The organism is Pedobacter sp. Hv1, from assembly GCF_001412215.1.
Taxonomy (GTDB): Bacteria; Bacteroidota; Bacteroidia; order Sphingobacteriales; family Sphingobacteriaceae; genus Pedobacter.
Genome location: NZ_LLWP01000004.1, coordinates 682301 through 695697 on the forward strand (window position 1 = coordinate 682301; position 13397 = coordinate 695697).

10 protein-coding genes and 1 tRNA gene are annotated in these 13397 nt (G+C 37.5%); 8 read left to right on the plus strand and 3 right to left on the minus strand.

The features are described 5' to 3' along the window. Positions 1 to 25 precede the first annotated feature (25 nt). Positions 26 to 460, plus strand: a complete 435-nt coding sequence (locus tag AQF98_RS10860) for a hypothetical protein (protein WP_055131955.1) — start codon at positions 26 to 28, stop codon at positions 458 to 460. 33 nt (positions 461 to 493) lie between these two features. Here AQF98_RS10860 and AQF98_RS10865 read toward each other — a convergent pair whose 3' ends face one another. Next, positions 494 to 1066, minus strand: coding sequence for a hypothetical protein (locus tag AQF98_RS10865; protein ID WP_152969695.1), 573 nt, complete (start codon positions 1064 to 1066; stop codon positions 494 to 496). 75 nt (positions 1067 to 1141) lie between these two features. Beyond that, positions 1142 to 3772, minus strand: a complete 2631-nt coding sequence (gene alaS / locus AQF98_RS10870; RefSeq protein WP_055131957.1) for an alanine--tRNA ligase — start codon at positions 3770 to 3772, stop codon at positions 1142 to 1144. Between the two features lie 116 nt (positions 3773 to 3888). On the opposite strand from alaS, the gene AQF98_RS10875 reads away from it, so the two are divergent. Next, the gene (locus tag AQF98_RS10875) at positions 3889 to 4224 is read left to right on the plus strand and encodes a MerR family transcriptional regulator (protein ID WP_055131958.1); all 336 of its coding nucleotides are present in this window, start codon (positions 3889 to 3891) and stop codon (positions 4222 to 4224) included. A gap of 9 nt (positions 4225 to 4233) precedes the next feature. Continuing rightward, positions 4234 to 4941, plus strand: coding sequence for a murein L,D-transpeptidase family protein (locus tag AQF98_RS22220; RefSeq protein ID WP_055131959.1), 708 nt, complete (start codon positions 4234 to 4236; stop codon positions 4939 to 4941). Between the two features lie 82 nt (positions 4942 to 5023). Here AQF98_RS22220 and AQF98_RS10885 read toward each other — a convergent pair whose 3' ends face one another. Next, the gene (locus AQF98_RS10885) at positions 5024 to 5653 is read right to left on the minus strand and encodes a hypothetical protein (RefSeq protein ID WP_055131960.1); all 630 of its coding nucleotides are present in this window, start codon (positions 5651 to 5653) and stop codon (positions 5024 to 5026) included. Positions 5654 to 6448: 795 nt separating this feature from the next. Here AQF98_RS10885 and AQF98_RS10890 point away from each other — a divergent pair. The 5 genes from AQF98_RS10890 to AQF98_RS10910 all read left to right on the plus strand — a co-directional run bounded on the left by AQF98_RS10890 (position 6449) and on the right by AQF98_RS10910 (position 13381). Continuing rightward, positions 6449 to 6522 (plus strand) — tRNA-Arg (locus tag AQF98_RS10890). A 350-nt stretch (positions 6523 to 6872) separates the two neighbouring features. Next, the gene (locus tag AQF98_RS10895) at positions 6873 to 9980 is read left to right on the plus strand and encodes a SusC/RagA family TonB-linked outer membrane protein (RefSeq protein ID WP_055131961.1); all 3108 of its coding nucleotides are present in this window, start codon (positions 6873 to 6875) and stop codon (positions 9978 to 9980) included. A gap of 11 nt (positions 9981 to 9991) precedes the next feature. After that, complete coding sequence (locus tag AQF98_RS10900; protein ID WP_055131962.1) at positions 9992 to 11575, plus strand: SusD/RagB family nutrient-binding outer membrane lipoprotein; 1584 nt, start codon at positions 9992 to 9994, stop codon at positions 11573 to 11575. A 29-nt stretch (positions 11576 to 11604) separates the two neighbouring features. Continuing rightward, a complete protein-coding gene (locus AQF98_RS10905; RefSeq protein WP_055131963.1) occupies positions 11605 to 12591 on the plus strand; it encodes a DUF1735 domain-containing protein in 987 nt (328 codons plus the stop codon). Positions 12592 to 12697: 106 nt separating this feature from the next. Then, entirely contained in the window at positions 12698 to 13381 is a 684-nt protein-coding gene (locus tag AQF98_RS10910; protein ID WP_055131964.1) for a hypothetical protein, read from the plus strand. Positions 13382 to 13397: the final 16 nt, after the last annotated feature.

Sequence of the window (13397 nt, forward strand, 5' to 3'; positions counted from 1 at the left end):
GAAGTACACACAAAATTAAATTACTATGAAAAAGTTCATCCTTTTAGCTGCGCTCGGAATTGCAGCAGCTAGCTACCAACCCGCAAAAGCTCAAGTTAGCGTAAGCATTAACATCGGTTCGCAACCACAATGGGGTCCTAGGGGTTACGATTATGTAGACTATTATTACCTACCAGAGGTACAGAGTTATTACCATGTACCTACAAGGCGCTTTGTTTACTTAGATAGAAACAGATGGGTACACCGTAAATCGTTACCCAATAGATACCGTAACTATGATCTTTACCAAGGTAGAAAAATTGTAATTAATAGACCAAGACCTTACTTAGAGCACCACGTTTATCAAACCAATTATTCGAGGATAGACAGACGTTATGAGGTAAGAGGCAGAGACAAACACTATTATTCAAAACGAGATAAACACGACAATAGAAGAGGTCGTGACCGTGATAGACACTAACAAAAAAGGCTTCCAATTGGAAGCCTTTTTATTTTAAAATCTTTTACCAATGGTAATTCCAATCCGTGGGTACTCTCTAATATATCTTCTTTCGCCCATTATACGTCCAACACCTAAATAAGCTTCGCCTAAAAAACCATTACGCGTTAAAAACTTAGCACCTGCAGCAGCTCCTAGGCCAAAATTGGTATGCGTTTTACCACTTCTGCCGTAAAATCCGCCACTATAATAGGAGCTTTCAGACACAAAATAAATATTCTCTCTGGTACCAATTAATGCCATATTTCCTTCAATAAAAAAACCATTGGCCTTTTTAGTTCCAAAATAGAGACGGTAATGCGGGGTAACGGCGAATCGATAATCCACATTATCTTCTAGGGCAACGCTTCCGCTAATCCCTAAACCCATGTTATCGCCTATCAAACGTTCATAAGTAATTTCAGGTATGCCAATAACGGTCATCAACAAATTGATTTTGATCTCGTTATTTCCACCATGCCCAATGGCTTCGGATCTTTTTTGGATGCTTTTAGACAAGCTATCTGTTTGTGCAGACGCCAGCAATGTAGCACCCATCAATAGGCTACAAAGTAATAGTTTCTTCATTTCTTAGTTTTGGTTATACTTGGTTTATTTTAACAAAACGATTAAAATAGGAAAAATGCAACAGCATGCATCGTTTTATTTTAAAAAGTCTTTTGCCTTAACCAATACTTGGGCTAAACCATCGGCATTTTTACCACCTGCAGTAGCATAAAATGCTTGTCCACCACCACCACCTTGAATTTCTTTACCTAGTTCGCGTACAATTTTGGCAGCATTTAACTGCTCACTTACCTTATCTTCAGCAATCATCACTGTGATACCTGGTTTATCATCAATTAAAGTAGTAAACACCAAATATAGATCTGGCACCAAAGCTTTAACTTCAAAGGCCAGATTTTTAACGGCCTCGGCATTTGGAAGATCTACATGAGCAGCAATAAAATTAACCCCATTGATATTGGTTGCTGTGGCCGCAATATCTTGTTTCATATCGCCTGCTTTGGCTAAAATACTTTTCTCTACTTCTTTTTTAAGACGTGTATTTTCTTCAATCAAAGTTTGTACAGCTGCACTGATGTTCTGGTTACCCTTTAATAAAGCCTTTAACTGATTGAGCTCTTTACTCTGATTGACAATAAATTGTTCTGCCTTAGCTGCTGTGATAGCCTCAATACGACGAACGCCAGCTGCCACTGCACTTTCAGAAACAATCTTGAAATAACCGATCTGTCCGGTGGCTTTAACATGGGTACCTCCACACAGCTCTTTAGAGAAATGATCATCGAAAGTAATTACACGAACAAAATCTCCATATTTCTCACCAAATAACGCGGTTACACCAGAGCTAATTGCTTCTTCATAAGGCACATTGCGTTGTTCTTTTAAGTGGATATTCTCTCTGATTTTTTGATTAACGATGTGTTCTATTTCAGCAAGATCCTCTTCACTTATCTTGGCAAAGTGCGAAAAGTCAAAACGTAAGTTATCTGCATTTACCAAACTTCCTTTTTGATTGACATGCGTACCCAATACCTTTTTCAAAGCAGCATGTAATAAGTGAGTTGCCGAATGGTTATCCTCTGTTAGCACTCTTCTATCCTCATCAATTACAGCCCAAAACTTACCATCTACATCTGTAGGTAAAGTATCAGTGTAATGAACAATTACGCCATTTTCTTTTTTGGTATCTGTAATTTCTACCCAAAACTGACGGCTATGGTCTTCTAAACGACCAGTATCACCAACTTGACCACCGCTTTCTGCATAAAAAGGAGTTTGACGCAATACAATTTGGTATTGCTCTTTACCTTTTGCACTTACCTTGCGGTATTTTAAAATCTCAGTTTCTACTTCAAAATCATCATAACCAACAAATTCGGTATCATTATCTTCGTTTACAATTACCCAATCTCCAGTATCAATTGCTGTTGCAGCACGAGAACGGTTCTTTTGTTCGGCAAGGGCCAAATTAAAACCATCCATATCTACCGTCCACCCTTTTTCACGAGCCATCAACTCTGTTAAGTCTATCGGAAAACCGAAAGTATCATACAATTCAAAAGCGAAATTTCCATCAATTGAACTTGTAGTCTCATATTTCTCAAAACGTTGTATCCCTGTAGCTAAAGTTCTTAAAAACGAAACCTCTTCTTCCAATACTACCTTTTGTACAAATTCTTTCTGTAGGTACAGCTCATCAAAAACACCTTTAAACTGATCGGCCAAAACAGGCACCAATTGGTTTAAGAAAGGTTCTTTTAAATTTAAGAAGGTATAGGCATAACGTACAGCCCTACGTAAAATACGACGGATCACATAACCTGCTTTATTGTTTGAAGGCAACTGCCCATCGGCAATTACAAAAGAGATGGCCCTGATATGATCAGCCATTACACGCATGGCTACAGCTTCATTCCATCCCTGCTCTCCAGGTTCAGCACTGCTGCTGTATTCAAAACCAGATTTTTCTGCAATAAACTGAATTAAAGGTTGGAAAACATCGCTATCGTAATTTGAGGTTTTACCCTGTAAAACACGTACCAAACGCTCAAAACCCATTCCTGTATCTACATGTTGCGCTGGTAAAGGTTTGAGTGAACCATCTTTAACCCTATTGAACTGCATAAATACATTGTTCCAGATCTCAATTACCTGAGGATGGTCTGCATTAACCAAGTCTTTTCCACTGATGGCATTTCTTTCTGCCAAAGGGCGACAATCTACATGGATTTCTGAGCAAGGTCCACAAGGTCCGGTATCGCCCATTTCCCAAAAATTATCTTTTTTATTACCTAAAATAATGCGGTCTTCTGGCACAAATTGTTTCCAAAGTTCAAAAGCTTCAGTATCTCTTGGTAAACCTTCCTTTTCGTCTCCTTCAAAAATAGAAACGTACAATTGGTCTTTAGGAATTTGATATACTTCTGTTAATAACTCCCAGCTCCAAGCAATGGCTTCTTTTTTAAAGTAATCGCCAAAACTCCAGTTGCCCAACATTTCGAACATGGTATGGTGATAGGTATCAATACCCACTTCTTCTAAGTCGTTATGTTTACCCGACACACGCAAACAACGTTGGGTATCGGCAACACGGGCGTACTTAATGGCAGCTTCTCCTAAAAACAGATCTTTAAATTGGTTCATCCCTGCATTGGTGAACATGAGCGTTGGGTCATTTTTAACCACAATAGGCGCTGATGCTACAATATGATGTTGTTTACTTTTAAAAAAATCTAAATAGGTCTGTCTAATTTCTTTTGCTGTCATTCTTTTGGAAAATTAAGAGAACAAAATTAAAATTTTATTGCGGTATTCTACTAAAATCCCTTTACATTTGAATACTTTAAGTAAAACCTACAAACAATTCATAATCAGATCAGAACATGCCATACAAGGAAAGAGAAATTAATAAAATGTATTATACAATGGGCGAGGTTACCGAAATGTTTGGCGTAAATGCTTCACAAATCAGGTTTTACGAAAAAGAATTTGACGTACTTCAACCTAAGAAAAACAAAAAAGGAAACCGACTTTTCACCCCAGAAGACATCGAAAACTTGAAGATTATTTTTCACCTGGTAGACGACAAAGGCTTCACCCTAAAAGGCGCAAAAGAACATTTAAAAAACAACAATAGTGAAGTTAAAGAAAACCAAAAGGTAATTGCTTCTTTAGAAAAGTTAAAAGATTTCTTATTAAAACTCAACGAAGAGATCTAATTCCACTTTATGAACAAATATATTTTCTGCTTTTTATTTGGCATTGGGTTTTCTTCTTGTTCCAATGCCCAAACCGATAAAGTACTTTTTGCAGATACTGTACTTAAAATAAATGTATATCAAAGCGACCTAGACAAATATATTGACTATAAAAAGCTAACAGACACTACTGGCAAAACTTTAGATTACCTGAAGATTATCAGAAATGCAAAAGTAAGAATGTCCGGGTACTTTGCTAATGTAAAAGGCCAGGGTAATCTTCCATACGAAGAGGCGATCAAAAAGTCAGAAGCATTTTTTGAGCTTAAAAACATGGTCAATAAAGTGCTGGTGGTTAAAAGTGAAAGAAAAATGTATCTGCAAAAGGATGGAAAAACCATTAAAACATTTGCTATTGCACTAGGACCAAATCCGGTAGGACAAAAACAATACGAGGGTGATGGCAAAACACCAGAGGGTGTTTATACTTTAGATTGGCAAAGATGGGAAACTCCTGTTTTTCATTCTTTCCATATCTCTTATCCCAACCAACAAGACATTGACCGTGCTAAAAGCAAAGGATTAACCCCAGGGAGCAATATCATGGTGCATGGTACTTCTAAAGGAATCAAGAAAAAGAAGGATTGGACAAATGGCTGCATTGGATTATCCAATAGCGATATGATAGAATTTAGAAAGATTGTTTTTCAAGACACCCCAATTGAGATCACTAAATAACAACCCTTCTAATTCCACCGGATTAAAATCATAGGTAGATCTTAATTTCTTTATATCAATAGGATATCAAATACCCTATATATTATTTCTTTTCTGGTTCTGGACTTACAACTGCCAAATTCAGTTGATTATTTTTGAACAACAAGTTCATATCCAATTTAACTTCTGCATTGTCTTTTAAAACTGCAGAGCTGAATTTAGAATCTTTGTTATAATCTTTCAGTTTGATTGATTTTGTTCCGAAAAGTGAAATCGTTTGGTCTTCGTTAACTGTAAAACTAAAATCAAGTTCCGTTCTACTGCTTACACCACCAACATCAAGCATTCCAACAATATGGATCAATCTCATGGTAGGTAAAACCATTACATGGGTTAACTCAAAACCAATACTATCATTTGTTAAGGTTTCTGATGGAGACATATTTGAATTGACCATTGGCATCTTCAACTTAAATGAGCTGATATGATCTAATGAACCATCTTTAATGATAAAATTTCCTTCTGCATTAATGGCATTGGTACTACCCACTGCCGTAAAGTTATTTTTAATAGAATCAACAGCTACTTTAATCTGAGAGTCTCCTTCTATCTTATAAGTTGACTGAGCATTGGCCTGTTGAAAAACCATTGTGCTTACAAAAGTTAAGAAAAACAGTGCAGTACTTTTTAAATAGGTTTTTCGTCTAGACGAAAAGGTGTAATTGTTTTTCATATTTGAATTTTAAGGGTGAGTATCTTGCTTGTCTGTTATAAATGATTTTCAATCTTTCATTTATTGCGTGCCACAAATCTAATCTAGTGTAATTATTTTATAATTTTCAACTTTTTTAAAAAAATATTTTTCTTTAACACCGACAAAATTAGCTAAATTTTATAACAAACCAACTAATTATTAACATTTTAACTATAAAAATGTTTTAAAAAAATATTTTTCAACACTATAATGACATATATTGGTATGACAAGCTTATGAGAAATTATTTACACATATTGTAGAATTATATCCCCGTATTGTGGAATCATTTACTCCACGTTAAGATATCATTAAATATCAAGCTATTTAAATCGAATAAATTCGACAAATCCATTCGATTCAATCAGTCAAATGAAATTTCTTTTTTGTCAAATAATTTTCAAACACTACCTGTTCCTGTGTGAGACTAGCGTAAAGAAATGCTACCAGCAGAAAAAATGAAAATACAACCGTAAACAAAAACAAAACAAGTGGCAACACCAAAGCGTAAACTCTTTTGAACAAAATGGACAAGTTCAGATATCAAAAGGTTTATTGATTAAGCTATCGATTAAACTTCCCCCCCCCCTTTAACTTAAATTAATATGATGCAAACACCTTTAGTTTAACCGTTTTTTACGCGCTATCAAATTGGTTAACAGGCACTATCATACCATAAAGCAATATTTTTTAAAATTTTATCAAATTATCCTTTTGAAATTATATCTTTGCAAACGAAATAAAAACAGGTATCCTATCTTTTTTATTTGAGTTGCCTCCATAGCTCAGCTGGATAGAGCACCGGTTTTCTAAACCGTAGGTCATAGGTTCGAATCCTATTGGGGGTACAAAACCTCTTCACAATACGTGAAGAGGTTTTTTTTTGTTTCAGCCACTTGTATTTCGCAAGAACCCTATTCTATTCAACATTCTTTAAATTTTGCGTAATTGAAAGCTATTGCTTTATTCTGTTTCAAAATATAAGGTGAGTGTTAAATTTCAATCACAACTTCATCAATCAACTTCACCAATGTGCTGTTGCTCAAAAGCATCCCTTTCTTAAATGGCACAAATAAAGTATCACCTTGTTTACAACAAGTTTTAGCCTTCCCATCAACTCTCTATTCAATAGCGCTATCGCAAACAATATTTTTATTACAAAACTATATTATTAACCAATTCTAAAATTTATTAATCCATGAAAAAACTTGTACTAAGTTTATTCATTTGGTGTGCTGTAACTATTGTAGTTTCTGCTCAAGAACGGACAATAACAGGTTCTGTAACATCAAGTGAAGACGGCTTGCCCATTCCAGGTGCATCCGTAAGAGTGAAAGAAGTGCCTACCCTCGTTGTAGCCACTGGCCCAGATGGAAAATTTTCGTTAAGAGTGCCAACTAACGGAAAAACATTGGTAATTACTTATCTAGGGTTTATCACTAAAGAATTAACCATTGGCAATAACCGTGTTGTAAATGCAAAGCTTGAACCCGATGCTGCTACAAATCTTGATGAAGTAGTGATCACTGCTGGTGGTGTAAGCATCAAACGTCGGCAACAGGGTAACCAAGCTACTACCATTAAATCGCAAGAGTTAACTCAAGCCAAAGCTTTTAACGTTGCCAGTGCACTCACAGGTAAAGTTGCCGGCTTACAGGTTAATGCAGTAAGTTCTGGTGTTAATCCAAGCGTTCGTTTGGTACTACGTGGCAACCGCTCCTTATTAGGCAATAACCAAGCCTTATTGGTAGTTGACAATTCAATTGTACCTACTGCCATGCTGGGCAACCTAAACCCAGAAGATATTGACAACATTGAAGTGTTAAATGGAGCAGGAGCTGCTGCCCTTTATGGTTCTGAAGCATCAAATGGTGCATTGATCGTTACTACCAAGACCGGAAAAAGAGGTGTAACATCCATCACTTTACAACAGACAACTGCAATAGAAACAGTTTCATACTTACCGCAATTACAAAAAAAATACGGTTCTGGTACCAGCCCAGACGATGTCCCTACATATACCCCTTTTGAAAACCAACAATATGGACCTGCCTTTGATGGCTCCATCAAACCAATTGGCAAACCAATTTCTGATGGGTCCATACAGATGGTACCTTATTCGTACAACAAAACCGAAGGGAAGGATAACTTTTGGGAAACTGGTGCAGCCAGTCAATCAGATTTCAGCCTTTCTTCTGGTGATGATTTAGGTTCGTATTATTTTTCTAGCCAATATTTTAACCAAACAGGTACTGTACCGGGCGATAAATACAACCGATTTTCTATTCGTTTAAATGGAAAAAGGCAATTGAGCAAAAAGTTCAGTTTTGCCTTTAACGCCAATTATATCCAAAACAATTACGATAGAGGAAATTCAGGCACTGCTTTTCAAAATGTGTTAATGTCTCCTGGACAAATTCCGCTAACCAGGTATAGTGACTGGAAAAATGACAAATACTCGACCCCTGATGGTTATTACAATGAGTATTTTGACAACCCTTACTTTACTTTAGGAAATGCCAGAACCTTAACAAAGAACAATTACTTAAATGGCAACTTAGAATTTAGGTTCTCTCCTATCCAACCTTTGTCTTTATTGTTACGTGTAAACATGACCAATAGAAATGCAGCAACAAAAAGCTGGTCTGATAAATATACCTATTCTGATTACAGGCTAAGTATTACCTCAGGCTTTGCCAATAGAACAGGTAGCATCTCTGATTCGGAATTGGTTGACACCCAATTGACACCAGAATTCCAGGCTTTATTTAATAAAAATTTGGGTCATAATCTTTCATTGAATGTTGTGGCCGGCACAAGCTTGCGTGACAACTGGACAAAAAACGTAGGTGCATCTTCGTCTGTAATGGTAGTACCAGGACTATACAATGTGAGCAATACCACAGGCAATACTTCTGGTACTGAGTCTATTTCTAGAAGAAGACAGCTAGGCGTATATGCCGATGCTCGTTTAGGTTATAAAAATTACCTTTTCTTACACGTAACCGGCAGAAACGATTGGCATTCGGTGCTCACTAAAGAAAATAGATCATTATTCTATCCCGCAGCCGACATCTCTTTTATTGCTTCCGATGCTTTAGAATTTTTGAAGCATTCTAAAGTTATCCAAATTTTAAAGTTAAGGGGTGGTGTATCTAAGGTTGGTTTTGTAAATCTAAGCCCCTACGCACTAACACCTACATTTGGGCAACAAGGCGGTTATCCATACGCTGGCATACCTGGATATGGCATTGGCGGCACTGTAGTTGCCCCATCAATTAAACCAGAGTTAACCAAAGGTATTGAAGCAGGTTTTGATATAGAAATGTTAAAATCTAGGGTTATTGCTGGTGTTACGGTGTACAAAACAAGCACAACCGATCAGGTTATTGGTGTAAATATTCCAAGTGCTACAGGTTTTACCACCTTTTTAACCAATACAGGCGATGTGCAGAATAAGGGTGTGGAGAGTACCGTTAGGTTAATTCCAATTCGTACACAATCGGGATTAGAAGTAAGCCTTGGCGCCAACTTTACATGGACACAAAACAAGGTTGTTTCCATTAGCTCAGACCAAAGTTTTATCAGTATTGGCGCTGGCGTTGTTGCAGAACAAGGCTTGCCTTTCCCAATGTTAAGAACCACCACTTATAACAAAGATCCGCAAGGGCGTGTAATTGTTGATCGCACTACAGGTATGCCAAGTGCAACTACTGTAAGTGGCAATGTAGGCATTACTGAACCTACCCATCGTTTAGGTGTAGATTTAAGTGCTAGCTATAAAGGCTTCCGCTTAGCCACAGTATTCGAGTACCGTACCGGAAATGTAATTTTAAGTAATGTGAGTACTGGTTTCGACTTCTCTGGAGCAGGCATTAGAACTACCTATTTTAACAGAGAACGTTTTGTGGTGCCTAATTCTTCTTACTTAGACCCTGCTACCAACACTTATGTTGAAAACACCAACATTACCACTAGAACAGGAGGGGTAGATTTTTGGGGTAACGGACCAACAAATCTTGGTGTGGGTACCAATTACACCTATTCAGCTGCATTTTGGAAAATGCGTGAGCTTTCTTTGGCATACCAATTACCAAAATCTGTGTTAAGAAACATCAGATTTGTTAAAGGGGCCAGCATCAGCATACAGGGACGTAACTTGTTCCAATGGGCGCCTAAAACCAACATCTACACCGACCCAGAGTATAGCAACGCTGGATCTGACAGCAATGCAGTTGGTGTTACCACTTTAAGTCAAACGCCTCCAGGAAGATTCTATGGCATGACATTATCATTAACCTTATAAGTATAAATAAGATGAAAAAAATATATCAATATCTAGCGCTAAGCATGGCCATAGTTGCGGCCAGTTCTTGCAAAAAGTTCTTAGATGTAAATACAAACCCAAATAGCTTAACAGAAGCTACTCCATCACTGATCTTGCCCCAGGCCATTGTTTCGGCGGCTGGGCTCAGTAATGCATTTAGCCAATCTTTCAATGCCTTTTCTGGCGCTGTAGCAAATGCAGGTGGCTATGGTGCCTTTGGCGCCTTTGTTACCTACGATTTTGGTACTGGCACTGGTGCTGGCTTGTGGTCTGGCACTTACGACAATGCTAACGATTTCCAATACGTAATCACAGAGACCAGTGGCGATCCAAAACTTGCTTTTTCTACTGCTGTGGCAAGAATCATGAAATCGTTTGATTTTGAACGTTTGGTAAATCAGTACAATGATGTACCTTATTCTGATGCCTTAAAAGCAGGTAGCGGTGTCGTAACACCGAAATATGATAAGGGTCCAGATGTTTATAAAGCATGTATTGCCGAATTGGATAAGGCCATGGCAGACATTACCACTGCGCAAGCCTCTAATGTAACCAATAAACTAACTGCCGGTGCAGACCCTATGTTTAAAGGCGATATGGACCTTTGGAAAAAATTTGCAAATACAGTTAAACTACGCATGCTGATCAAAATGGCAGGAGTACCGGATCTTAAAACTTATGCTACAACTACAATGAGCAGCATGAATACTACAACCATTGGTTTTTTAAGTACAGATGCTATAGTTAACCCAGGCTATGAAAAAACAGTTAGACCTAACCCTGTTTATAGTTCATTAGGTTTTGCCAGCAATGGTGCAGTAGTAAGCCCGAGCAATATCCCAACCAAATGGATGTACAGCTGGTATACAGGTGCTAAATTAATCGACCCGGGCAGGGCAAAAGTAATCTACAGAGGATTTCCTTCAACCATCATCAATCAATTGGGTGATGAGTCGGCAGGGGTACCAGCCGCAGCCGCAGCAGGCTCTGCTTTTAACACCGGCACCAATGCCACCAATGTATTAGGCGTGTCTAAAGGTCCAACACAAGGCACACCAGTATTACTGGCTGCAGAGAGTTATTTTTTACAGGCTGAAGCTTATACTTATGGCTACCTAAGTGGCGATGCAGCAGCTGCGTTTAAAAATGGCATTACTCAATCGTTTACCTACCTATACAAGGATGTAAACAATACGGTAGATCCTTCTAAAAATGTAACGGCGGATGTAAATACCTATCTATCTGACAACAGCACTAGTCCATTGGTTAATTTTGCATTGGCCATAAGCAGGGAACAGAAGATTGAAGCCATTATTACCCAGAAATACATTGCCCTGAACCAAATTGCCAATGACGAGGCATTTAATGAATTTAGACGCACCACCTATCCTACTATTGTAAATGGTTCCTTAGACCCAATTGCAACTTTTGCTTCAAGACAGTCGATCTCTACACATGCAGACAAGTTGCCAACAAGGATATTGTATCCACAGGAAGAATTTAATCTAAATCCATCTAATGTACCAGGCAATATAAATAAGTTTAGTTCACTTATATTCTGGGACTTAAACTAATATAATAACTGATTTAAATGATTTGAAAAATGAAAAAATATATCAATAAAATACCCCTGTTATTATTTGCAGTAATTGGGCTATCCTCATGTTTAAAAGACGATACCGCCATACTAGACCCTGCAAAAGGACATAACGTGATAGAGTTTTCAAACCCAACAGACATTGTTGTGCATGGCTCGTCTATCCCCCTATACGCCTTCTCTTACGAGTCGGTTCCATCTGTCAATCTACCCATTACCGTTAGTTATTCTGGTCCAGAGGCAGCAGCACCACAGGATATTACTGTAAAATTCGGGGTTAGTGATGATGCCAAGATTGCAGCCTATAATACGGAACAGAAAACATCATTAACAGCTTTTGCTCAAAATGCTTATTCATTACCTACTACAGAAGTGGTCATCAAAAAAGGAACCAGCAAGGCTACCTTTAATGTGGTATTGAAACCAGAAAATTTTGATTTCAGCAAAACAGAGGTTTTGGGTTTAACCATCAGTTCGGTATCTTCTGGCATTTTAAGCGGTAATTTCGCAACCATATTGATCAACGCCAGCGCCAAGAACAAATACGATGGTATTTATGCTGTTACAGGAACTATGGTTGATGTAACAGCAGCCAGTTTAACCCATGTTAACAATGCCTTGGGCACTAAAGCACCAATGCAGTATGAGTTGAGAACAGTCTCTGCTACAAAATGTGCTGTATATGATAATTACGTATATGGTGGTTATTATGCCGTAATAGCTAGTGGAACTGCAACTTCACAATACGGTTCATTTTCTGCCATATTCGAGTTCGATCCAGTAACCAATAAGGTAATAGGCGTAACTAACCGTGCTGGAGAGCCTGCCTCAAATACGCGTTCTGGTCGTTTAGATCCAACAGGCGATAATACTGCTTTAACTAATGGCGTATTTAAGGTAAAATATAACATGTTACAACCAAGTGTTATTGCTACCGCCCCTTATGTTAGAACAACTTGGGATGAAACTTGGACTTTATTGAAAAAACGATAATACAAATACATGCTTCACAAAAAAAGGGTGCTCTTGGGCATCCTCTTTTTTGAACTATAAAGTCATTTTTTATATTTCTTAATCTTATCAAAAAATAATCAAGGCTATGAAAATATTATTAACAACAAGTTTGGTATTAAGTCTGTCTTTTGTATCCTTTATTGAAAAAACAGCAATGTTGATCGATCAGTCTAAAGTAACCTATCAAATAGGTGAAAATAAAAAGCTAAATGGATTATATACTATTGAGGACCAACAAAAAAACATTCGCATAAGAGGCAATTACAAAGAGAATAAAAGAATAGGAGATTGGTATTGCTTTGATGCTAAGGGGCAAACAGTTTTAAGATACAACTACACCACTCAAAAAATATTGACATTAGATCAAGAATCAATTGCTACTGTTGACATTAAGGTATTGAGCAATGATACAGAAGTAAATGACAATGCAACTGTAGCCATACCGATCTGCTCTATAGATCAGTATAAAAAAATACTGATTGCAGAGCTCAAAGATCAAATGCCTCCCAAAGACAAATCTGAGGCAGCAAAGGTAACTGCATCCATTACTGCATTGGTAGACAAAGATGGTAAAGCAAAATATATAGCCACCTATATTTTAGATCAAGTAACGCATCAAAGCACTCTGTTTTTAAAGGATAAAGTATTTAATATAGAATGGCTACCTGCCAAATACAAGGGCCAATCTTATAGCGCTGAAGTTAAATTTGAAACCGCATTTAAAATAGACCCTTCGGCTGGCACAAGACGCTTTATTTGGAATTATTAAATCATGTATATCCACT